21 protein-coding genes and 1 pseudogene are annotated in these 21,200 nt (G+C 55.4%); 12 read left to right on the top strand and 10 right to left on the bottom strand.

Features of this window, described 5'->3' with window-relative positions:
* Positions 1–75: 75 nt before the first annotated feature.
* The 3 genes from ACLGE8_RS06300 to ACLGE8_RS06290 are packed head-to-tail and all read left to right on the top strand — an operon-like array spanning position 76 to position 3,535.
* The gene (locus ACLGE8_RS06300) at positions 76–753 is read left to right on the top strand and encodes an HAD-IA family hydrolase (RefSeq protein ID WP_410997275.1); all 678 of its coding nucleotides are present in this window, start codon (positions 76–78) and stop codon (positions 751–753) included.
* A complete protein-coding gene (gene tkt / locus ACLGE8_RS06295; protein ID WP_410997273.1) occupies positions 743–2,737 on the top strand; it encodes a transketolase in 1,995 nt (664 codons plus the stop codon). Before ACLGE8_RS06300 ends, tkt begins: the two co-directional genes overlap by 11 nt.
* 48 nt (positions 2,738–2,785) lie before the next feature.
* Positions 2,786–3,535: a phosphatase gene (locus ACLGE8_RS06290; protein ID WP_410997271.1), complete on the top strand. Its 750-nt coding sequence runs from the start codon at positions 2,786–2,788 to the stop codon at positions 3,533–3,535.
* On the opposite strand, the gene ACLGE8_RS06285 is transcribed toward ACLGE8_RS06290, so the two are convergent.
* The 5 genes from ACLGE8_RS06285 to ybjG all read right to left on the bottom strand — a co-directional run bounded on the left by ACLGE8_RS06285 (position 3,522) and on the right by ybjG (position 8,291).
* On the bottom strand, positions 3,522–3,908 hold the full coding sequence (locus tag ACLGE8_RS06285; protein WP_410997269.1) for a PTS fructose transporter subunit IIB: 387 nt from the start codon (positions 3,906–3,908) through the stop codon (positions 3,522–3,524). The genes ACLGE8_RS06290 and ACLGE8_RS06285 overlap by 14 nt on opposite strands.
* Complete coding sequence (locus ACLGE8_RS06280) at positions 3,905–4,762, bottom strand: helix-turn-helix transcriptional regulator (RefSeq protein WP_410997267.1); 858 nt, start codon at positions 4,760–4,762, stop codon at positions 3,905–3,907. The genes ACLGE8_RS06285 and ACLGE8_RS06280 overlap by 4 nt, the downstream gene beginning before the upstream one ends.
* Before the next feature lie 11 nt (positions 4,763–4,773).
* Positions 4,774–5,799 carry a PTS fructose transporter subunit IIC gene (locus tag ACLGE8_RS06275; protein WP_410997265.1) on the bottom strand — a complete coding sequence of 342 codons (1,026 nt, stop codon included), beginning with the start codon at positions 5,797–5,799 and terminating at the stop codon, positions 4,774–4,776.
* Positions 5,800–5,826: 27 nt separating this feature from the next.
* Positions 5,827–7,377, bottom strand: coding sequence for a PTS sugar transporter subunit IIA (locus ACLGE8_RS06270; RefSeq protein ID WP_410997263.1), 1,551 nt, complete (start codon positions 7,375–7,377; stop codon positions 5,827–5,829).
* Between the two features lie 305 nt (positions 7,378–7,682).
* Entirely contained in the window at positions 7,683–8,291 is a 609-nt protein-coding gene (gene ybjG, locus ACLGE8_RS06265; RefSeq protein ID WP_410997261.1) for an undecaprenyl-diphosphate phosphatase, read from the bottom strand.
* 272 nt (positions 8,292–8,563) lie between these two features.
* On the opposite strand from ybjG, the gene ACLGE8_RS06260 reads away from it, so the two are divergent.
* Positions 8,564–9,799, top strand: coding sequence for an MFS transporter (locus ACLGE8_RS06260; protein ID WP_410997259.1), 1,236 nt, complete (start codon positions 8,564–8,566; stop codon positions 9,797–9,799).
* 14 nt (positions 9,800–9,813) lie between these two features.
* On the opposite strand, the pseudogene ACLGE8_RS06255 reads toward ACLGE8_RS06260, so the two are convergent.
* Positions 9,814–10,617, bottom strand: a pseudogene (locus tag ACLGE8_RS06255) (Cof-type HAD-IIB family hydrolase); the annotation flags it as partial.
* Positions 10,617–11,975, bottom strand: a complete 1,359-nt coding sequence (locus ACLGE8_RS06250) for an MFS transporter (protein ID WP_410997257.1) — start codon at positions 11,973–11,975, stop codon at positions 10,617–10,619. The gene ACLGE8_RS06250 and the pseudogene ACLGE8_RS06255, both read right to left, overlap by 1 nt.
* Here ACLGE8_RS06250 and ACLGE8_RS06245 point away from each other — a divergent pair.
* Both ACLGE8_RS06245 and ACLGE8_RS06240 read left to right on the top strand, forming a co-directional pair.
* Positions 11,901–12,449 (top strand): TetR/AcrR family transcriptional regulator, encoded by a 549-nt coding sequence (locus ACLGE8_RS06245; protein ID WP_410997255.1) that lies wholly within the window; start codon positions 11,901–11,903, stop codon positions 12,447–12,449. The two genes, ACLGE8_RS06250 and ACLGE8_RS06245, sit on opposite strands and share 75 nt — an antisense overlap.
* A 43-nt stretch (positions 12,450–12,492) precedes the next feature.
* Positions 12,493–12,885, top strand: coding sequence for a GFA family protein (locus ACLGE8_RS06240; protein WP_410997253.1), 393 nt, complete (start codon positions 12,493–12,495; stop codon positions 12,883–12,885).
* On the opposite strand, the gene ACLGE8_RS06235 is transcribed toward ACLGE8_RS06240, so the two are convergent.
* Positions 12,882–13,679 (bottom strand): SDR family NAD(P)-dependent oxidoreductase, encoded by a 798-nt coding sequence (locus tag ACLGE8_RS06235; RefSeq protein WP_410997251.1) that lies wholly within the window; start codon positions 13,677–13,679, stop codon positions 12,882–12,884. The genes ACLGE8_RS06240 and ACLGE8_RS06235 overlap by 4 nt on opposite strands.
* A 299-nt stretch (positions 13,680–13,978) precedes the next feature.
* Positions 13,979–15,667 carry an aspartate:alanine antiporter gene (locus ACLGE8_RS06230; RefSeq protein WP_220441038.1) on the bottom strand — a complete coding sequence of 563 codons (1,689 nt, stop codon included), beginning with the start codon at positions 15,665–15,667 and terminating at the stop codon, positions 13,979–13,981.
* 384 nt (positions 15,668–16,051) lie between these two features.
* Between ACLGE8_RS06230 and ACLGE8_RS06225 the strand changes: the two genes are divergently transcribed.
* Positions 16,052–16,438 carry an inner membrane protein YbjM gene (locus tag ACLGE8_RS06225; RefSeq protein WP_410997249.1) on the top strand — a complete coding sequence of 129 codons (387 nt, stop codon included), beginning with the start codon at positions 16,052–16,054 and terminating at the stop codon, positions 16,436–16,438.
* Between the two features lie 21 nt (positions 16,439–16,459).
* Here ACLGE8_RS06225 and ACLGE8_RS06220 read toward each other — a convergent pair whose 3' ends face one another.
* Positions 16,460–16,723: a GrxA family glutaredoxin gene (locus ACLGE8_RS06220; RefSeq protein WP_035894505.1), complete on the bottom strand. Its 264-nt coding sequence runs from the start codon at positions 16,721–16,723 to the stop codon at positions 16,460–16,462.
* Between the two features lie 210 nt (positions 16,724–16,933).
* Here ACLGE8_RS06220 and ACLGE8_RS06215 point away from each other — a divergent pair, with 210 nt between their 5' ends.
* From ACLGE8_RS06215 to potF, 5 genes are all read left to right on the top strand, one after another.
* Positions 16,934–17,212: a YbjC family protein gene (locus ACLGE8_RS06215; RefSeq protein WP_410997247.1), complete on the top strand. Its 279-nt coding sequence runs from the start codon at positions 16,934–16,936 to the stop codon at positions 17,210–17,212.
* Entirely contained in the window at positions 17,196–17,918 is a 723-nt protein-coding gene (nfsA, locus tag ACLGE8_RS06210; protein WP_410997245.1) for an oxygen-insensitive NADPH nitroreductase, read from the top strand. The genes ACLGE8_RS06215 and nfsA overlap by 17 nt, the downstream gene beginning before the upstream one ends.
* Before the next feature lie 177 nt (positions 17,919–18,095).
* Positions 18,096–18,998: a 30S ribosomal protein S6--L-glutamate ligase gene (rimK, locus tag ACLGE8_RS06205; RefSeq protein WP_410997243.1), complete on the top strand. Its 903-nt coding sequence runs from the start codon at positions 18,096–18,098 to the stop codon at positions 18,996–18,998.
* 128 nt (positions 18,999–19,126) lie between these two features.
* A complete protein-coding gene (locus tag ACLGE8_RS06200) occupies positions 19,127–19,606 on the top strand; it encodes a YbjN domain-containing protein (protein ID WP_185666630.1) in 480 nt (159 codons plus the stop codon).
* A 405-nt stretch (positions 19,607–20,011) separates the two neighbouring features.
* Complete coding sequence (gene potF / locus ACLGE8_RS06195) at positions 20,012–21,124, top strand: spermidine/putrescine ABC transporter substrate-binding protein PotF (RefSeq protein WP_185666629.1); 1,113 nt, start codon at positions 20,012–20,014, stop codon at positions 21,122–21,124.
* The last annotated feature ends 76 nt before the right edge of the window (positions 21,125–21,200 follow it).

Genomic DNA, 21,200 nt, shown 5'->3' with positions numbered 1-21,200 from the left:
CTTTATTTATATTTATTCATCATCGATGGCTGCGATAAAAATAAATAATGTTATTGGCGAAGGATGATTGAAAATATGCATTTTCGTGGACTGCTCTTTGATTTAGACGGCACGTTGGTGAACTCGCTGGATTTTGTTGAGGCCTCGTGGAGCGCCTGGGCGGTACGTAAGGGGTTCAGCGCGCAGGCGGTGCGTCATTATCTGCACGGTAAACCGGCAGTCAGCACGCTGCGCCATTTTATGCCGGGAGCGAGCGACGCGTTAATTGAGCAGGAGTTCCTGGCGCTTGAAGCGTATGAAGCCCGCCATGCTGAGGGCATTACGCCGGTGCCCGGTGCGGCGGCGTTTCTCCAGTCGCTCAATACGCTCAATGTCCCCTGGGCTATTGTTACGTCGGGCTCACTCAAGGTGGCCTCGGCGCGCATTCACCATGCGGGGCTGCCTTTCCCTGACATCCTGGTCACCAGCGAGGATATTACGCGCGGCAAGCCCGACCCGGAGCCCTTTCTGCTGGGCGCGCAGCGTCTGAATCTTTCCGCTTCTCACTGTGTGGCGTTTGAGGATTCTTACGCTGGCTTACTGTCGGCGCAGTCGGCCCAAAGCGTGGTGGTTGAAGTGCTAACCGCGCAGTCTACCACCCACGATATCGACGCTTTCGCCACTATTCCGCACTACCAGAATCTCTCCGTCTGCCATAAAGGCGGGGCCGAATTTTTCCTCAGAATTGAAAATGGAGCAGGTCATGATCGCTAAAAAAACGCTGGCGAATGCAATTCGCTTTCTTAGCATTGATGCGGTGCAGCAGGCGAAATCGGGTCACCCCGGCGCGCCGATGGGGATGGCCGATATCGCGGAGGTGCTGTGGCGAGATTTTCTCAACCACAACCCGGCGAACCCGGGCTGGGCTAACCGCGATCGCTTTGTATTGTCGAATGGTCACGGTTCGATGCTTATCTACAGTCTGCTGCACCTTACCGGCTACGATTTGCCGTTGAGTGAGCTGAAAAACTTCCGCCAGCTGCACTCAAAAACGCCAGGGCACCCGGAGGTGGGTTACACCGCAGGCGTAGAAACCACCACTGGCCCGCTGGGACAAGGGATTGCCAACGCCGTGGGAATGGCGGTTGCCGAGAAAACGCTGGCGGCGCAGTTTAACCGTCCCAACCATGAAGTGATTGACCACTTTACCTATGTTTTTATGGGTGATGGCTGCATGATGGAAGGAATTTCGCATGAAGTCTGCTCGCTGGCGGGTACGCTAAAACTGGGTAAGCTGGTGGCGTTTTATGACGATAACGGTATCTCAATTGACGGTCACGTAGAGGGTTGGTTTACCGACGACACCGCCCAGCGTTTTGAAGCCTACGGCTGGCACGTGGTGCGTGATGTTGATGGACACGATGCCCTAGCGATACAACGTGCCGTCGAAGCCGCTCGTGCGCAGACGGATAAGCCTTCTTTGCTGATGTGTAAAACGGTGATTGGCTTTGGCTCACCGAACAAGGCGGGCACCCATGATGTCCACGGTGCACCGCTTGGCGAAGCGGAAATTGCCGCCACCCGTGAAGCGTTGAACTGGCCTTACGCACCGTTTGAAATCCCCTCTGAAATTTATGCGCACTGGGATGCTAGGGAAATCGGTGAAGCCAAAGAGTTACAGTGGCAGCAAAAGTTTGCCGCCTATGCGCAGGCTTTCCCCGAGGCGGCGGCTGAGCTGACACGTCGTCTGAATGGCGAACTACCGGCGGAATTCGACGCAAAATCGCAGGCTTTTATTGAACGCTTACAGGCTAAACCGGCGAAGATTGCCAGTCGTAAAGCGTCGCAAAATGCCATTGAGGCTTTCGGCCCGCTGCTGCCGGAGTTTCTCGGCGGCTCGGCGGATTTAGCCCCCAGCAATCTGACGCTGTGGTCCGGTTCAAAGGCTATCAATGAGGATAGCGCTGGTAACTACATCCACTATGGCGTGCGCGAGTTTGGTATGACCGCCATTGCCAACGGCATTGCGCTGCATGGGGGTTTTCTGCCTTACACCTCCACTTTCCTGATGTTCGTTGAGTATGCCCGCAACGCAGTGCGCATGGCGGCGCTTATGAAGCAGCGCCACGTGATGGTCTATACCCACGATTCGATTGGTCTGGGAGAGGATGGTCCGACGCATCAGCCGGTGGAACAGATTGCCTCGCTGCGTCTGACGCCGAACCTCAGCGTGTGGCGGCCATGCTGCCAGGTTGAAACCGCCGTGGCCTGGAAACAGGGCGTAGAGCGCACAGATGGGCCGACGGCGCTGATCCTCTCAAGGCAGAACCTGACTCAACCGGAGCGTACCTGGCAGCAAATTCAGGATATTGCGCGGGGTGGCTACGTGCTGAAGGACGGCGAGGGTGAACCGCAGGTGATTCTGATTGCCACCGGTTCAGAGGTAGAGTTGGCCGTAGTCGCCTGGCAGCAGCTGACCAGCGAAGGCATCCGCGCTCGTGTGGTATCGATGCCCTGTACCGACCGCTTTGATAAGCAGGATGCAGCCTATCGTGAATCGGTGCTACCCGCAGCGGTGACCGCGCGTGTGGCGGTCGAAGCCGGTATCACCGATTACTGGTTCAAATATACCGGGCTGGGTGGGGCGATTATTGGCATGCACGGCTTTGGCGAGTCGGCCCCCGCAGAACAGCTGTATGAAGCCTTTGGTATCACCGCTAAGGCCGTGGTACGTCAGGCCAAAGCGTTGCGGGCGTAATCACGCAGGCCCCTGCGTATGGGGGCCATTTTTCACCCAGGAGGAGCCATGTTCAACGTCGATTTACATCTGCATACCGTGGCCAGCACCCATGCGTACAGTACCGTTCACGATTATCTCGCCGCCGCGGCGCGTAAAGGTATACGGCTGATAGCCATTACCGATCACGGCCCGGAAATGGTCGATGCGCCTCATGCATTTCACTTTAACAATATGCGCATTCTGCCACGAGTCGTGGAGGGCGTGGGTCTCCTGCGCGGTATTGAAGCCAATATCAAAACCAACGGTGAAACCGACTGTAGTGACAAAATGCGCAGCGCATTGGATCTTATTATCGCCGGTTTTCATAAGCAGGTTTTTGCCCCCGCCGACGTGGTGACTAACACCGAGGCGATGATTGCGGTGATCGCCAGCGGCAAGGTGCATATCATCAGCCATCCAGGTAATCCGGAATACCCAATTGATATTCCGGCAGTTGTTGCCGCCGCCCGTGAATATGATGTGGCGCTGGAGGTGAATAACGCCTCGTTTCTGCTTTCCCGGCGGGGCAGCGAAGACAACTGTCGCAAAATTGTGGCGGCGGTGCGAGATGGCGGCGGCCTGCTGTCGCTGGGAACGGACTCGCATAGCGCCTTTGCATTGGGTGACTTCAGCGCCTGTCTGCCTCTGCTGGTGGAGAGTGGGTTTCCTGAAGCGCGAATTTTAAACCGCTCGCCGCAGCGGGTTCTGGCATTCCTTGAACGTCGCGGCGGCGAACCTATTGCAGAGTTGAATGCGTTGTTCGCTAGAGATCGATAACGTTGCCTCTTGGAAGATTCAGTGATTTGCGGATAGCAGAAATGACCTCGGCGGGCTTGAGCAGCAGCGAGTTGATGCAGACGTTGAGGATGCGGCAACCGTCGAAGCGCGTGGGGTTATCGATGGTGATGTCAGAGGCAATGATGGCGAGTTCGGCCTCAATTAAGTCTTTTTCGGTGATCTCGTTTTTCAGCCCCAGCACGCCCTGGGTCTCGATTTTGATAGAAAAACGGTAGGTTTTTGCCAGCTTTTCCAACTGCTCTGCGGCCATATAGGTATGCGCCACGCCAGTAGCGCAGGCAGTGACCGCCACGATATGCAGATGGCGATCGCTGGAAAAGGGCTGCACGTCATCTTTTGCGGTACGGGTCATGATAAGTTTGCTCCCTTGTTCTTACGCCGGTACTCAAGCGGCGTACAATCGTTGATGTCCCGGAACACTTTGCAAAAATAGTTGGTATCGGTGAAACCGCACTTCTCGGCGACCTCGTTAATCTTCATGGTGGTGTTGGTCAGCAGCGTTTTCGACCGTGAGATCCGGGCGAGCTTCAGGTACTCATTAAACTTCACGTCTGATTCGCGGGAGAACAGACGTGAAAGATAACCGGGAGAAATATTAAAAGCTTCCGCGACGCTTTCGCGGCTGATCTCCTGATGATAGTGGCTATCAATATGGCTTTTGATGTCGTCCAGCAGCGAAAAGGGCCCCCTTGGGTTGTTCATCCCTTCGGCCACCTGATAAAGCAGGTCGTTAAGCAGCGCGTAGACGATGTGAGCGAAGGTCTCGCTGGTTTTATCCTGTGCCCACGCCATCGATTCTGCTAACTCCAGCAGCCGGTCGCGTACCGTACTGCTGGAGTTTTGCAGGTTAAATTTTTCCACCTCTTTGAATTGCGTACCGTCCCAGTTGCTGATGCTAAAGCCGACGTCCTGCTTCCAGAAAACAATCGACATACAGATAACCGGGCTTTCCCACTGCGGTGAATTCCAGCTGTTGGCGGGAATATAGGTGATGGTGCCGACGGCACGCTCGCACTTAATGATGCGGTCGCTGCCTTTTGGCAGCAGCATACTGAGCGCGCCTTTTACCGTTAGTTCAATGCGCGGTACGTGCAGATGGTAGGCCATTACCGGCGGCTGGGCGTCACCGTTGGCGACCAGCACGCCTTCGCTGGTCGAGCTTTGAGCGCTGAACTCGCTTAAAATTGACTGAATAAATGCGGCCATTGTCTGCGTCCTTATTGCTCATCCTGGGGTTTAACCATGGTTTTCAGCACTTTTACCGCAATCGCGGTGGTCAGCGTGCCGGCAATCACCGAAACGATATAGCCGAAATGGTTACCCACCACCGGCAGCACGATAAGCCCGCCCCAAGGCGCGGCGTTGGTCGCGCCAAACCACAGCGACGAAATCGCTGCCACGGCGCTACCCAGCATGATGGCGGGGATCACGCGGATGGGGTCGGCGGCGGCAAAGGGAATGGCCCCCTCGGTTATCCCCATAAAACCCATGATGATCGCGGGCTTACCGGCTTCACGCTCGACGTCGTTGAAGATGCCTTTAAACATAAAGGTGGCCAGGGCGAGCCCGAGCGGCGGCGTGCAGTCGGCGGCGGCGACGGCGGCCATGAGCTGTGGGTTGGTGGAAATCAGCGCGACGGCAAAAAAGAAGGCGGTTTTGTTCATCGGTCCGCCCATGTCGACGGCAATCATGCAGCCCAGAATGCCGCCGAGAATGACAAACGACACTCCCTGCATATTGGCAAGCCATTCACTCAACCACTTCATGAGCCCGGCAATCGGGTCGCCGATGATGTAGTACACCGCCATCCCGGTCACAAAGGTGCCCAACAGCGGGATGATAAAAATGGGCAGCACCATGCGCAGAAAACCGGGGATCTTCAGGCGGGCAATCATCGCCAGCAGCACCCAGACTACCAGCCCGGCGATAATGCCCGCGAGCATACCGCCTAAAAAGCCTGCGCCCATTTGATAGGCCATCAGGCCGCCGATAGCGCCAGGAGCAATACCGGGTTTGTCCACCATCGACCAGGCGATAAATCCGGCCAGAATTGGAATAAAAAGCGTTAATCCGGCCATGCCAATTTGCGACATCGCTTTAAGAAAACCACTCTCCGGTACCGCAGCATGGCCGCTAAACATGACGGCCAGCGCCAGCAGTACGCCTCCCGCGACGACAAACGGCACCATATAGGACACGCCGGTCATAAAATGCCGCTTGGTATTTTTTAAGAGTTTTAACATACCGGCCTCGTTGCAGGGTTGGGCGAATCAGCGCGTTAAAGCGCTAAAAATCAGGTTGTAGAGCGCAATGGGGGTGGCGGCCGCTTTAGCTTTGCTGACGAATTCGTCGTTCATCAACAAACGGGCAAGGCTTGAGAAATGGCGCATATGCTCGTTTTCCGCTGCAATCGCGCTGATGGACAGCATAAAAACGGTATCCACCTGTACGCCGCCCCAGGCAATCGGCTGACGTAAGCGAGCGATGCTAATGGTGGAATGTTCAACAGAGGTAGTACGCGCGTGCGGAATGGCAAAACCTGTGCCAACCACGGTTGGGAACGGCGTTTCTCGCGCCCAGATGTCGTGGCAAAGCTGGTCACGGGCATCCGTACGCTGGTGTAGCCAGAGGTTATCGACCATGCTTTTGATCGTTTCGTTTTTATCCTTGGCATCCAGATCCCACTGGATCAATTCCGGCGTCAATAAAGGCCACTCGCTCCGGTTAACGGCGGTCTGCTGTCGTTTTTGTCTCTGCACGACTATTTCGCGACGGTAGTAGCGCTCGATTTTGTTATCGACCTCGGTAATCAGAATGCCGTGCTCACCGTCGAGTATCAGAAGCGGTTGTCGAGAAAGTGCGGCAGGATCAACATCGATATCCGCAAGCGTTGGAATATCCAGCGCTTGGGCGAGGATCGCAGTATGTGAACTTTTCCCCGTCTCGGAGAGTACCAGGCCCGCCAGATTTTTCCGCTCCAGCGACATCAGTTGGCTCGGGGTAAGCGCGCTGGCAAACACTAAGCGAGGGCGCGTGAGAGAAGGGGCAGGCTGCAGCAGCGGGTGGTCTGGATAGAGCACATGCAGAATTTGCGTGGCAATATCAAGAATATCCAGCGTGCGCTGCTGAATATAGCGGCTGGGCGAACGCGCCAGCACGGCGCTAAAATCCATAGACGCCTGGATAACGGCAGACCAGACGTTCATACCCCGATGGAGATAATCGCTGATGCTGGCCTGAAACTCACTATCGGTAATCAATGCCTGATGTGCTTCCAGCAGATCGTGCTCGATACCCTTCGTGCGCTGCAGGTCGATTTCTTTTGTCTGCCCCAGCGTTTCTAGCGCGGTCAGCAGGCGCTGCTGCGCGTGCTCCGAACTTTCACATTCATTAGGGCTCTGGACAAGCAGGGTGTTAAAGCAGGCGCCTGAAATAAAGACCGGTGGCGCGATGGCTATCCCGGCGCTGATACGAGCACCGGTGAGATAGTGCGGGCGCAGTTCTTCAAGGCAGCGCGGAAGCTGTCCGGGTGACGATTCCTGAGCGGTGCTGAAATCTGGCAGGCACTGGAGTAACGTGGTCAGGGCAATGGCTGCAGTCTGGCAGTCCGGCCCCCTTAGCGTAATGTGGCAGATATCGCCGGGTAAAGTATCGGTGGCGACCAGCGAGAGCGCATTTCTGGCGCTGCCGGTAATCCCGGTACGTAGATTCTGCCAGACAACCTCGGCCTGCCAGGTATTGCACAAACGGGCAATATGCCCCGCTGGCCTGGCGTGGATCCCCTCGCTTAACGAACAGTGGTAGGTGATTTCCTTCGCCATGGTGACTCCTGAGGGCATAACGCGGGTGGGTAGGATAAAAGGGTCATGCGACACCTGCTATCTTTTACCGATCCCTCAGGGGTTAATATAGTAAAAATGTCACCTTTCCTTGAAAATAGTGACCTGATTGTGAATTTGTGACGTTAGTCATACTTTATTTAGCGAGGGATATCAGCTATCTCTCTGTTTTTAATAATGATAATTATTAAGAGAGAACGTGTGGAGTTTGCGAAGTTAGTCACAAAATTTAAGCAATGCGGCGGGAAGTAAGACAAACCGCCCATTTCTGGGCGGTAGCGGGGGATTTATTCGCGAACCCAGCCTTTACGAATAGGTACAGAGAAAACAATGCGGTACAGCTGTTGCAGGCGTGGGTAAACCGTCGCACCACTATACTGCCACAGCATTTGTGCCACCATGCAGCCGGTAAGGCCACTCAGGAAACCGCCGAGCATATCCATTGGCCAGTGGACGCCGAGATAGACGCGGGACCAGGCAATCGCCAGGCCGACCACCATCAGCACCAGCCCGGACCACAGGCGATGCCAGAACAAGAAGGCCAGCGCAAAGGTGAAGATCACCGTGCCATGGTCGCTTGGGAAGGAGTTATCCGGCGCGTGTTGGAGGAAGGTGTGGCCGATGTTCTCCACAAACGGACGTTCATGCGGGAACAGCTGACCAATCATCCACGACAGCGCGAGGCTAACGGCGATAGCTAGCGCGACTTTAATTACCAGATGGCGCTGTGCGTGGACCTGTTTACGCTCTCCCCACAGCCACATGGCCGCGGCGAGCAGGGGAACTATCAGGATCAGATTCTGGGCAACAAAAGTGGCGAATGAGATCGCCCAAGGGGCGGACGCTGGGGTTGCGTTAATCAGCAAAAACAGCGAGTGGTTAAGATTTTCCAGCATAACGTTCCGGTTTCGCAAATGACGGTTTTATGACAGCTACCTTAAAAAGCCAATCCTGGACCGTAAAGCGGTATTGTCTGAATCACGCTATCGGCGTACAAGTGTCTGAAATTAAGGTCCTGCACTTAGTGGCGTAGAGTATAACGCCCACTACCTTAAGCGAATCTTAACAGCGTCAATTTGTGCGAAATCGTTAAGCTGCGTGATAATTAACTATCACCACTACTGCGCATTGATTAAACTTGCGCGTTTTTATGATAGATGCGAGCCACATGGATACTTCCTCTTCTTCCCGGAAACGCTTAGGGCGTAAGGCAATTTTGTTCCCGCTTTGCCTCGTGCTCTACGAATTTTCCACCTATATCGGCAACGATATGATCCAGCCGGGCATGCTTGCTGTCGTCAAAGAATTTAACGCGGGCAACGAGTGGGTTCCGACCTCGATGACCGCCTATCTGGCCGGCGGCATGTTCCTGCAATGGCTGCTTGGGCCGCTGTCGGATCGCATCGGCCGTCGCCCGGTGATGCTGACCGGCGTTATCTGGTTTATCGTCACCTGTCTTGCCACGCTGCTGGTGAACAATATTGAGCAGTTTACGATCCTGCGCTTCTTGCAGGGGGTGAGCCTGTGCTTTATCGGCGCGGTGGGCTACGCGGCAATTCAGGAATCGTTCGACGAGGCGACCTGCATCAAGATTACGGCGCTAATGGCGAACGTGGCGCTGATTGCACCGTTGCTGGGGCCACTGGTGGGCGCGGCGTGGATCCACGTGGCGCGCTGGGAAGGGATGTTTGTGCTCTTCGCGGCGCTGTCGGCCATTGCCTTCGTCGGGCTGTTTAAATCGATGCCGGAAACGGCGACCCGCATCGGCGAGACGCTGTCGCTCAAGACGCTGGGTCGTGATTATCGCGAAGTGCTGAAAAACGGCCGTTTCGTGGCTGGTGCGCTGGCAACGGGTTTTGTTAGCCTGCCGCTGCTGGCGTGGATTGCGCAGTCACCGGTGATTATCATCAGCGGCGAACACGCCAGTAGCTATGAATATGGCCTGCTGCAGGTGCCGATTTTCGGTGCGCTGATCCTCGGCAACCTGGTGCTGGCGCGTTTAACCTCGCGCCGTACGGTGCGCGCGCTGATTATTGCCGGTGGCTACCCGATTATGTTTGGCCTGGTGCTGGCTGCTGCGGCGACGGTGGTTTCGTCCCATGCTTATTTATGGATGACCGCCGGGTTAAGCTTCTACGCTTTCGGGATTGGCCTTGCCAACGCCGGGCTGGTGCGCCTGACGCTGTTCGCCAGCGATATGAGTAAAGGCACGGTCTCTGCGGCGATGGGGATGCTGCAAATGCTGATCTTCACGGTGGGGATTGAGCTCAGTAAGCATTGTTATGAGCTGGGCGGAATTGGTTTGTTCAGCCTGTTTAACCTGGCGGGTGGCCTGCTGTGGCTGGGGCTGATGGTGATGTTCCTGCGGGATAAAGCGGTGGGTAGCGGGCTGCAGCCGCAGTAATTAAATAACCCCGGCGGCGCTTCACCCTTCAACGCCTTATCAATCATCTCTAGCACGCCTTCTTCATTATTGTGCGGCGCATGATAGCCCGCCACGGCTTTTACCGCGTCGTTGGCATTGGCCATCGCAAAGCCGTAGCCTGCCTGCTTCACCATCTCAATATCGTTGCCGCTGTCGCCAAAGGCCACAACTTCATCATCGCTAACGCCCCAACGTTCCTGCAATAACCGCAGCCCGTTGGCTTTGTGAACGCCGGGAATAATCAGGTCGATGCTGCCGTGGCCGGTGGTGACGGCGGTCAGCATATGGCCGAGCTTCTCGTCGAGCATGGTCTGCATCTGCGGCACTTTCTCGTCCGGGATATTCAGCGCGAACTTCAGAATGGTGTCATCGAGGTTATCGAAATTGTCCACCAGCTCCAGACGGTGATAGTAGCGTACGGCAATATCGTGGAAGCTTTGGTCGTAGTTTTTTAGCGTATAGGCGCTCTTTTTACCGCAGACGATAATCTCGACTTCAGGGAGTGTGTGCAGGAAGCTGGCGATTTTATCGACGTGGTCACGCGGCATGGCGCAGTTATACACGTCTTCACCAGCGTCCTGCACCCAGCCGCCGTTCTCGGCGACAAAGGCGATTTCATTGACGATGTCCGGGAAGAACGAGGCCAACTGGTAATACTGGTTGCCGCTGGCGACCACAAAGTGGATCTGCTGCGCTTTCATCTGCTGATATTGCTGTTGAAAGCGCTCGCGGTTATAGGTTTTTTTATCGTTCAGGAACGTGCCATCCATGTCGACAGCGATCAGTTTAACGCTCATCAGTGACTCTCCATTACAACGCGGGGCTCGGGTTTTGCCACCGCTTTCGCCACCAGAGCGGCAATAAGAACCAGCGCCAGTACAGCCAGCATCGCACTGCGCAGGCCGTAGTGTTCGCCGAGGAAGCCGAGCAGCGGTGGGCCAACCAGGAAGGCCAGATAACCGGTGGTGGCGACAACGCTCACGCGGGTAGGGGCATCCGGGCCGGTGTCACTGGCGGCGGAAATGGTCAGCGGGAAGCCGAGCGATGCGCCAAGACCCCACAGAATAACCGACACGCCGGCAACCCAGGCGCTGTCGACAAAGATAATCAGGGCAATGCCCAGCGCACCCATTAGCGCGCTGGCGCGTACTACGGTAACACGGCTGTAGCGGTCGATAAACCAGCCGCCGGTAAAGCGCCCGACCGTCATACCCAGCGTGAAGCCAGCGTAAATCAGCGAGCCTGAGGTTGGGCTAAAGCCGTGGCCGTCCACCATCAGCAGCGGCAGCCAGTCGTTGGCGGAGCCTTCGGCAAAGGCCATTGCCAGTACCACCACGCCAATCAGCATCAGCTGCATATCGCGCCAGAACGGCACGCCTTTTTCTTGATGGTGCGCATCTTCCGCCGCGTTTTTGCCGGTGCCTTCAGGAATGGCTTTAATGGCGATAGCGATTGGCGCAATACCTATCAGCGCCGCCACAAAGATGTGCCACATGGCGGGCAGGCCGTAGGCGGTCACCGCCATACCAATTCCTGCGCCAATCAGCGTTCCGAAGCTGTAAAAGCCGTGCATCATCGGCAACACGGTTTTCTTCATTTCACGCTCAACCGCCGCGCCTTCAACGTTGATGGCCACTTCGGCAGAGCCAAAGCTGGCGCCAAAAATAGCTAACCCGATGGCGAAGATCCATGCGGAACCAAAGTGCAGCGCGAGGCTTAAAATCATCATGCCAAAGACGGCGCACGACATGGTGGTGCGGATGACCTTACGGGTCCCGAATCGTTTCACCAGAAACGCGGAACAAAGGATGCCGCTCATCGAGCCTATCGACAGGCCAAACAGCACGATGCCCATCTCAGCCGTTGAGAGCGATAAAATATCGCGGATTGCCGGGGTACGTGTAGCCCAGGAGGCCATGAGTAAACCGGGTAGAAAGAAGAACATAAAGAGCGCCCACATGCGTAGCTGCAGGGCTTTACGGGAGGTTAACGTTGTCATCCATTCGCGTCGGGTCGGAAAGTGTGCAGACAACACTAACAAGCTTGTGTACATTTGTACATAACCAGAAAGAGGAGAATTATGGCTCGCCGACCGAATGACCCGCAGCGCCGGGAGCGCATCCTGGATGCGACGCTCGAGACTATCGCCACGCACGGGATTAGCGCGGTAACGCACCGTAAAATCGCCAGCTGCGCCGACGTGCCGCTCGGCTCGATGACCTATTATTTCGACGGCATTGAAGCCCTGCTGGGGGAAGCATTCAGCGCCTTTACCGAACGGATGTCGCTCGAATATACCGCCTTTTTTGATGATGTCGGGACGCAGCGCGATGCCTGTGATGCGGTGGCGGCGCTTATCTTCAGCAGCCAGGTCACGACGCCGAAGAATATGACCCTGATGTACCAGTTTTATGCGCTGGCGAGCAGTTCACCCGCCATGAAAGCGGTAATGCAACGCTGGATGCAGCGCAGCCAGCAGACGCTGGAGCAGTGGTTCGACCCGGCAACCGCCCGCGCGCTGGACGCCTTTATTGAGGGAATGACGCTGCATTTCGTGACCGACCGCCAGCCGCTCGACCGCGACGATATACGAAAAATGGTAGGGCGGATTGCGGGGGAGAACGGCTGAAAAACGTTTACGCTTAGCGAAAGCGCAAAACGGAGATCTCGCGATGACAACCCTGCTTTCCGGTGGCTGCCTGTGCGGCCATATTACCTTCACCGCCGCTAACCCCGGCGCTTCCCACAGCTGTTCCTGCGATCTCTGCCAGAAGCATACCGGCGCCCAGTCGGTTATCTGGCTAGAGTTTGACGCCGACGATGTGCAATGGACCGGGGAGGGCGGAAAGCCTGCGGTCTGGCGCTCTTCCGAGGCATCCAGCCGCGCCTTCTGCCCACGCTGCGGCAGCTCGCTCGGGGCGATTGACGATGGCCCGGTTATTGCGCTGCTGAGCGGCGTATTTGACCAGAACCAGGATGCGCGATTTGCACCCGCCTCCCACTCGTTTGAAGATATGAAGCCGCAGTGGTGGCGGGCGCTGTTTACTGATGGACATGGGAACTAGCTAAGCGTTGCTCCGGCGGTCACGTTAACCACCGTGGCCGTCATAGCACCTGCGCTGCTGGAGGCGAGAAAGGTCATCACCCCGGCGATTTGCTCAAGCGTTGGCAGGCGTTTAAGCATCGTGCCCTGCGCCGCGCCTCCTAACCATTCATCGACCGTTAGCGACATCGCCTGCGCTTTTTCAGCAAACAGTTCACCGGTATAAGACCCTGCCTCGACCGCCCCCTCGATAGCATGCGACCGTACGCCTAGCACCCGAATATTACGCGGCCCCAGTTCACTTGCCAGCGCTCTGACCATTGCCTCCATTCCTGCACAGCCAACGATATGTCCCAGATGCCCCGGCATCGCCATGGTCGCTGCCGGGGCGACGACGTTCAGCATCACGCTATCGCGCTTGCCGCCCATATAGGGTGCCGTTGACTTGGCAATGATGAACTGCGCGATGAGGAAAGGATCAATACCTTGCTTAAACTCTGCCAGCGACAGACGTTCCAGATGTTTGCCCTGCTGATGCATAAACCCGGTAGCGTTGACCACGATATCGATGCCCAGCGTTTGTTCCGCAAGCTGCGCCACGCGCCGCTGGGTCGCTTGTTCATCAAGCACATCAACGGTAAAGGTACTGACCGCGCCACCTTCTGAACGAATGCGCTCAGCGGTAGCATCGAGCTTCTGCTGGTTACGCGCAGCCAGATGCACCAGCGCCCCTTCCCGCGCCATGGCAAGCGCCACCGCGCCCCCAATGGCACCGCTGCCGCCGAAGATGACGGCGACTTTGCCTGCAAGCAACATGAGTCACCTCGAATGTTGAGTGGGTGTCTTAGCAGTATGGGACAGGGGGGAGGGGATGCAAGCGAAGGGGCAAAGTGGTGATGGCTTCGAGGAGTATAGCGGATTGATTTTTAAAGGGGATGTGAATCTCAGGCAACAAAAAACCCATCAACCTTGAACCAAAGATGGCGGGGTTGATGGGCTCCACAAAATGGGGACATCAAAGAAAAGCAGTGGCACTAATTAAGACTCGCACCCTGATAAAAAGTTCTGCGTTGCGCAAAAATTTTTTTCTTTTCTTTGTTCCCCTTAACGCAGGGCTAACCGCCTAGCCCTGGCCAGATGATGATAATCAGCGTACCGGCAAGGGTTAGCAGCACGTTGGCGATAGCGTAGGTGCCCGCATAGCCTAGTGCAGGAATGTTGCTGCGCGCGGTGTCGCTGATGATTTCCATTGCCGGGGCGCAGGTGCGTGCGCCCATGATGGCGCCGAACAGCAGCGCGCGGTTCATGCGCAGCACGTAGGCGCCGAACAGGAAGCAAATAACCACTGGGATCAGGCTGACCAGCAGACCGGCCACCAGCATTTGACCGCCAACTACGCCGAGGCTCTTGCCGATGCCGCCGCCCGCACTTAAACCCACGCCTGCCATAAAGACCATCAGGCCGAACTCTTTCACCATGTTCAGCGCACCTTGCGGGATATAGCCGAAGGTAGGGTGGTTGGCACGCAGGAAGCCGAGCATGATACCGGCGAACAGCAGGCCGGCGGCGTTACCGATGCCGAAGTTAAAGTTGCTGAACTGGAAAGTGATCATGCCGATCATCAGGCCGACGATAAAGAAGGCGCAGAAGGCCAGCAGGTCGGTAACCTGGCTATGAATTGAGACGAAGCCGATGCGGTCAGCGACGGTTTTCACGCGGCGGGCATCGCCGCTCACCTGCAGGACGTCGCCCTTGTTAAGCACGATGTTGTCGTCGATAGGCATTTCAATTTGGCTGCGGATCACGCGGTTAAGGAAGCAGCCGTGGTCGGTCAGCTTCAGTTGCGCCAGGCGGCGGCCTACCACATTGTGGTTTTTAACCACGATCTCTTCGGTGACGATGCGCATGTCCAGTAGGTCGCGGTCGAATACCTCTTTGCCGTTACGGAAGCTTGGGTCAAGGCGTGCGTGCGCGTCCGGGTAGCCGACCAGCGAAATTTCATCACCCATTTGCAGCACGGCGTCGCCGTCAGGGTTGGCAAGAATACCGTTACGGCGGATACGCTCGATATAGCAACCGGTCTGGCGATAGATGCCAAGCTCGCGCAGGTTTTTGCCATCGGCCCACGCCACCAGTTCCGGGCCTACGCGGTAGGCCCGGATAACCGGCAGATAGACTTTACGGTTGGAGTCGGTGTCCAGACCGCGCTCGCGGGCGATTTGTTGGGCGCTGGTCTGTAGATCCTGATGCTGAAATTTAGGCAGGTAGCGGGCTGCGACAATCAGGCTCACGAGACCAATCAGGTAGGTCAGCGCATAGCCAAGGCTCAGGTGATCCTGTGCCTGCGCCAGCAGGCTCGCCTCCATGCCGGAGTGGCGTAACGTATCGCCTGCGCCCACCAGTACCGGGGTGGAGGTCATTGAGCCGGCGAGCATCCCGGCCGTCAGGCCGATGTCCCAGCCAAATAGCTTACCGAGACCTAATGCAATTAGCAGAGCGCTCCCGACCATCACCAGGCCGAGCATCAGATAATTTTTGCCGTCGCGGAAGAAAATTGAAAAAAAGTTTGGTCCGGCTTCCACACCCACGCAGAAAATAAACAGCATAAAGCCCAGATTCAGCGCTTCGGTGTTAATACTGAAGTGTTGCTGTCCTAATAGGAGAGAAACCACTAAAACGCCAATGGAATTACCGAGTTGGATGGAGCCAAGACGTAATTTGCCAAGACAAAGCCCCAGCGCTAATACCACGAATAATAACAGGATGTAATTCCCGTTTAACAAATCTGCGACGTTTATATTCACGGAGTCTAACTTATCGTTTACCAGTAACGTGTTGAAAGGAATGGTTATTTGGTCTACTGTTTACCACGGGCTAGGGTATGCGTTTTGCTATCCGGAACCCGAATAATAACCAGAAAATAGCGGCCAGTAGTTTAATCGTTCCTGATAGCTACGGCTAGCAACAATCGCTTTTGATACACATTACATATGATCAATCAGTCTGCATCGCGACGGTCAGAGAGTGAATCATCGGGCACACGATATTTTAGCCCGGGAGAACGCTCCGAAAGTACTGATAGATAAAATGTAGCGAAGTTTTGGCAGGGAAGGCCAACAACTTTATCTGACTGGGTGTCCGTAAGGACGAAGTCTGGGGTTTGATAGAGATATTTTCAGGAGATACGTGTGAAATCTGAACGCGGTTGGGCAGGGGTTATTTGCTGCTTCTTACTCTTTATTGTGGTCTTTTTTTCACTGATTCTGAACGTGAAGGGCGCATTTCGTGCAAGCGGAAGTCCTGAACTGGGGCTGCTATTTTTTATTGTCCCCGGCGTTGTCTCAAGCTTTATCTCATCGCGTCGTCGGGTGCTGCGCCCGCTGGTTGGCGCAATTCTGGCGGCACCGCTATGTCTTATCCTGCTTCGTCTCTTTTTCAGCAGCGATCGTTCATTCTGGCAAGAGCTGGCCTGGCTCTTCAGCGCCGTGTTCTGGTGCGCGCTCGGTGCGCTATGCTATCTGTTTATCAGCTCGCTGCTGCACGATAAGCGGCGAGAAAACAAACGCCCGCTTTAAGAGCGGGCGTTGATTGTGTTATCAGGCAAACAGGCCGAGATTCTCTTTCGCCCAGGCTTCAAAGTCTGTGCACCCGCCAATGTGTTTCTGATCGACAAAAATCTGCGGTACGGTTTCAACCGGCTTACCGACGGTTTTTTCCAAATCGGCTTTAGTGATGCCTTCCGCGTGGATGTCTACGTAGCGGTAGTTGAAATCATCACGCTCCTGGGTCAGCTTTTCCGCCAGCTCTTTTGCACGAACGCAGTAAGGGCAGCCTGGACGACCAAAAATTACGGTAAACATAATGTCTCTCCTCAAACGAGCGGAATAATCAACGTGCCTGTCGGCGAATGGCGCTTATCATGCCGCGCGAAGCGCTGCGGGGAAAGAAGGTTCTACCTGTTACTCTGATTCATTCTGGCTATGTCTCGCTAATTATTTTTCATCCGCATACCGTTATAATCGTCATCAATTGGCTATCAAAATACGCGAAGGGTTCACAGGAGAAGCAGCATGCGTTCGCTCGGAGCACTACCGAAAAGCGTTTTAATTCTGGAGACGGTCGGCATGATCGTGCTGGCGGTGGCGTGGCTATCGCTCAATCAGTACATCACGCTGCCCGCTCCGTTTGCCAGCCAGCTGGCGGCGGTGGTGATGATTTTTATCGGTATTGCGCTGATGCTGCCCGCAGCGGGCGTCCTCTTTTGGGGAATTGCCCGCGCCGTTGCTCCACAGCTGATGAACCCTAACCTGCCGCGAGACAAGGAAAAAAAAGATGACTCCGACCATTGAGGTTCTGCTTAACCATCGCTCTATTCGTCATTTTACCGGCGAGCCGATAAGCAACGAACAGCGCAGCGCGATTATCGCTAGCGCCCAGGCGACCTCCAGCTCCAGCTTTTTACAGTGCAGCTCGATTATCCGTATCACCGACAGCGCTATGCGTGAACAGCTGGTCACGCTGACTGGCGGCCAGGAACATGTCGCAAAGGCGGCGGAGTTTTGGGTCTTTTGCGCCGACTTTAACCGCCATCTGCAGATTTGCCCTGAGGCACAGCTGGGGCTGGCGGAACAACTGCTGCTCGGCGTGGTGGATACTTCACTGATGGCGCAAAATGCGCTGACCGCAGCGGAATCGCTGGGATTAGGCGGCGTCTATATTGGCGGCCTGCGTAATAATATTGCGCAGGTGACGGAACTGCTGAAGCTGCCAAAACACGTGCTGCCGCTGTTTGGTCTGTGCCTTGGCTGGCCTGCCAGCCATCCGGATCTCAAGCCGCGCCTGCCGGCCGCGCTGGTGGTGCATGAAAATCACTACCAGCCGATGGACCCCGAAGTACTGGCGCAGTACGACGAAGAACTTGCCCAGTACTATTTATCGCGCAGCACCAACGCGCGCCGCGATACCTGGAGCGACCATATTCGCCGCACGCTCATCAAAGAGAGCCGCCCGTTTATTCTTGATTATCTACATCAGCAGGGGTTTGCTACTCGCTGATTAATGCCCGATGGTGCTTCGGTTATCGGGCCTAGGGAATTGGGCTGTAGGCCGGGTAAGCGTACTGCCACCCGGCGCTGCAAATGCGTGAATCTGTGCCGGGGCTCAACCCTCTGCGGATGTGAAAAGCGTATGATACGCCGATTTTTTTTAGCGGCTTTTTTGGAGAGGTAAAGGGTGAAAATCGCCATATTGTCCCGGGATGGAACGCTCTTTTCGTGTAAGCGTCTGCGCGAAGCCGCCCAGCGCCGCGGCCATATTGTTGAAGTGCTCGACCCACTATCCTGCTATATGAACGTCGACCCGGCGGCCTCGTCGATACACTATAAAGGTCGGCAGTTGCCGCACTACGACGCGGTGATCCCACGGATTGGCTCGGCGATTACCTACTACGGCATGGCAACGTTGCGCCAGTTCGAGATGCTGGGCAGCTACCCGCTCAACGAATCGGTAGCGATTACCCGCGCCCGCGACAAGCTGCGTTCGCTGCAACTGCTGGCGCGTCAGGGTATTGATCTGCCGGTCACCGGTATCGCCCATTCACCGGACGATACCAGCGATCTTATCGACATGGTGGGCGGCGCGCCGTTGGTGGTTAAGCTGGTGGAGGGTACGCAGGGAATCGGCGTGGTGCTTGCCGAAACGCGGCAGGCGGCGGAAAGCGTGATTGACGCGTTTCGCGGGCTGAATGCGCATATCCTGGTGCAGGAATATATCGAAGAGGCGAAAGGGTGCGACATTCGCTGCCTGGTGGTGGGCAATGAAGTGGTGGCATCGATTGAACGGCGGGCAAAATCAGGCGATTTCCGTTCTAACCTCCACCGCGGTGGCGTGGCGAAGGTTGCTGAGATTACTCCGGCTGAACGAGCGATTGCCATTAAGGCCGCGCAAACCCTCGGCCTGGATGTCGCGGGCGTGGATATTCTGCGCGCCAACCGCGGCCCGCTGGTGATGGAAGTCAATGCATCGCCGGGTCTGGAAGGGGTGGAGACCACTACCGGCATCGATATCGCCGGAAAAATGATCGAGTGGATCGAACGTCAGGCACACCCCGGATTTTGTCTGAAAATCGGCGGATAGTGCGCTTTCATGGTATGTGACGCCTTTTTTGCGTAAGCTATGCGTTACTCTCGTACTTATACCGGGCTGCTGCCCGGTTATTTGTTGGTCTGGAATGTTTTACTTTACCGCATGAGGTCATAGGCAATATGGATTCTCTCGTCGTCCCGAGTCTGGATACGTTACGTCAGTGGCTCGACGAAATGGGCATGAACTTTTTTGAGTGCGACACCTGTCAGGCGCTGCACCTGCCGCATATGCAAAATTTTGAAGGCGTCTTCGATGCCAAAATTGATCTCATCGATAACGTCGTGCTGTTCTCGGCGCTGGCCGAGGTCAAGCCATCCGCGCTGCTGGCGCTGGGCGCCGATCTCTCCGCCATTAACGCCAGTTCGCTGACGGTTAAGGCGTTTCTCGACATGCAGGATGATAATCTGCCAAAGCTGGTGGTTTGCCAGTCTTTATCCGCAGGCGTGGGGGTGACCTTCGAACAGTTCGCCGCTTTTGTAACCCAGAGCGAAGAGCAGGTCTCGATGGTGATCCTCGAGGCCAACGCGCATCAACTGCTCTATAAGCCAGAAGACGAAGAGCAGCCGCCGGAAGATATCCAATACCATTTTCTTCACTGATCATCCCCGTCAAATAGCGCAGTCACTGCCATAGTGGCTGCGTATTACCTGCTTTTATTCTGCATTTAACCTATTTTTAAAGATTCATTCACTACCTGATTGCCCCTTTTGGCTTATCAGATAGAGTGATCTTGCATAAAAAATTGATAAAAGGCGTTTTTTACGCTGACCTATAGCCTCCAGTCCGGGCTACAGTTATTCTTGCGACATATCGATGCCCCCTCATTTATTGCTGGCAATATCCCTTGTTGGCGAGGTTCTTGCATTGATAAAGCGAGCAATGACTGCAGGGGAGCCCGTTCTCTTCTCTTTCATGCAGTACGAAAAAATATGCATGATTTTTGCATACTCTAAATTGCGTATATTTAGTCCGTTTGTTAACGGACGACGAGAAGGATAAGAGATATGGCCGCCTTAAATAAAAAATGGTTAACAGGTCTGGTGACGGGGGTGCTGATGGCCGCCTCGGCAAGCGTGCTCGCTGCGGAACAAAAAACGCTGCATATCTATAACTGGTCTGATTATATCGCGCCGGACACCGTGGCGAATTTTGAGAAAGAGACTGGGATTAAAGTCGTCTATGACGTGTTTGACTCCAACGAAGTGTTGGAAGGCAAACTGATGGCGGGCAGCACCGGTTTTGACCTGGTGGTGCCGTCAGCAAGCTTCCTCGAACGTCAGCTCACCGCCGGTGTGTTCCAGCCGCTCGATAAGAGCAAGCTGCCAAACTGGAAAAACCTCGACCCGGACGTGCTCAAGCTGGTGGCTAAACACGACCCGGACAACAAGTACGCGATGCCTTATCTGTGGGCGACGACCGGTATCGGCTACAACGTTGACAAAGTCAAAGCCGTGCTGGGCAAAGATGTACCGCTGAACAGCTGGGATCTGGTGATGAAGCCGGAAAACCTGGAGAAACTGAAAAGCTGCGGTGTCTCCTTCCTTGATGCGCCAGAAGAAATCTTTGCCACCGTGCTTAACTACTTAGGCAAAGATCCCAACAGCACCAAGGCCGATGACTACACCGGCCCGGCGACCGATCTGCTGCTGAAACTGCGTCCTAACATTCGCTACTTCCACTCTTCTCAGTATATTAACGACCTGGCAAACGGTGATATCTGTGTGGCCATCGGTTGGGCGGGTGACGTCTGGCAGGCGGCAAACCGTGCGAAAGAAGCGAAAAACGGCGTGAATGTTTCTTACTTCATTCCGAAAGAGGGCGCGCTGGCGTTCTTCGATGTCTTCGCGATGCCTGCTGATGCGAAGAATAAAGACGAAGCCTACCAGTTCCTTAACTATCTGATGCGCCCGGACGTGATTGCGCACATCAGTGACCATGTGTTCTACGCGAATGGCAACAAGGCTTCCACGCCGCTGGTCAGCGCCGAAATTCGCGATAATCCGGCGATTTACCCGCCGGCAGATGTGTTCGCCAAGCTGTTTACACTGAAAGTTCAGGATCCAAAAATTGACCGTGTGAGAACGCGCGCATGGACCAAAGTGAAAAGCGGTAAATAAATCAATCACCCATAACGTGATAAGCCTGCACCGGGGCAGTGCATCTGCCCCAATCTGGACACCGGCCGGGTGGTCG

It is taken from the genome of Kluyvera sp. 142486 (assembly GCF_046569695.1).
Classification (GTDB): Bacteria; Pseudomonadota; Gammaproteobacteria; order Enterobacterales; family Enterobacteriaceae; genus Kluyvera.
This window is presented reverse-complemented; position numbering and strand designations above follow the sequence as displayed.

Bases quoted from the DNA above. Each gene is read 5' to 3' on its own strand.
- tkt (WP_410997273.1), top strand. From the start codon at position 743: ATGATCGCTAAAAAAACGCTGGCGAATGCAATTCGCTTTCTTAGCATT.
- ACLGE8_RS06200 (WP_185666630.1), top strand. From the start codon at position 19,127: ATGGATTCTCTCGTCGTCCCGAGTCTGGATACGTTACGTCAGTGGCTC.
- ACLGE8_RS06235 (WP_410997251.1), bottom strand. From the start codon at position 13,679: ATGTTGCTTGCAGGCAAAGTCGCCGTCATCTTCGGCGGCAGCGGTGCC.
- ACLGE8_RS06245 (WP_410997255.1), top strand. From the start codon at position 11,901: ATGGCTCGCCGACCGAATGACCCGCAGCGCCGGGAGCGCATCCTGGAT.
- ACLGE8_RS06270 (WP_410997263.1), bottom strand. From the start codon at position 7,377: ATGGCGAAGGAAATCACCTACCACTGTTCGTTAAGCGAGGGGATCCAC.
- ACLGE8_RS06300 (WP_410997275.1), top strand. From the start codon at position 76: ATGCATTTTCGTGGACTGCTCTTTGATTTAGACGGCACGTTGGTGAAC.
- ACLGE8_RS06220 (WP_035894505.1), bottom strand. From the start codon at position 16,723: ATGTTTACCGTAATTTTTGGTCGTCCAGGCTGCCCTTACTGCGTTCGT.
- ACLGE8_RS06290 (WP_410997271.1), top strand. From the start codon at position 2,786: ATGTTCAACGTCGATTTACATCTGCATACCGTGGCCAGCACCCATGCG.
- nfsA (WP_410997245.1), top strand. From the start codon at position 17,196: ATGACTCCGACCATTGAGGTTCTGCTTAACCATCGCTCTATTCGTCAT.
- ACLGE8_RS06215 (WP_410997247.1), top strand. From the start codon at position 16,934: ATGCGTTCGCTCGGAGCACTACCGAAAAGCGTTTTAATTCTGGAGACG.
- ACLGE8_RS06260 (WP_410997259.1), top strand. From the start codon at position 8,564: ATGGATACTTCCTCTTCTTCCCGGAAACGCTTAGGGCGTAAGGCAATT.
- potF (WP_185666629.1), top strand. From the start codon at position 20,012: ATGGCCGCCTTAAATAAAAAATGGTTAACAGGTCTGGTGACGGGGGTG.
- ACLGE8_RS06280 (WP_410997267.1), bottom strand. From the start codon at position 4,762: ATGGCCGCATTTATTCAGTCAATTTTAAGCGAGTTCAGCGCTCAAAGC.
- ACLGE8_RS06285 (WP_410997269.1), bottom strand. From the start codon at position 3,908: ATGACCCGTACCGCAAAAGATGACGTGCAGCCCTTTTCCAGCGATCGC.
- ACLGE8_RS06275 (WP_410997265.1), bottom strand. From the start codon at position 5,799: ATGTTAAAACTCTTAAAAAATACCAAGCGGCATTTTATGACCGGCGTG.
- ACLGE8_RS06240 (WP_410997253.1), top strand. From the start codon at position 12,493: ATGACAACCCTGCTTTCCGGTGGCTGCCTGTGCGGCCATATTACCTTC.
- ybjG (WP_410997261.1), bottom strand. From the start codon at position 8,291: ATGCTGGAAAATCTTAACCACTCGCTGTTTTTGCTGATTAACGCAACC.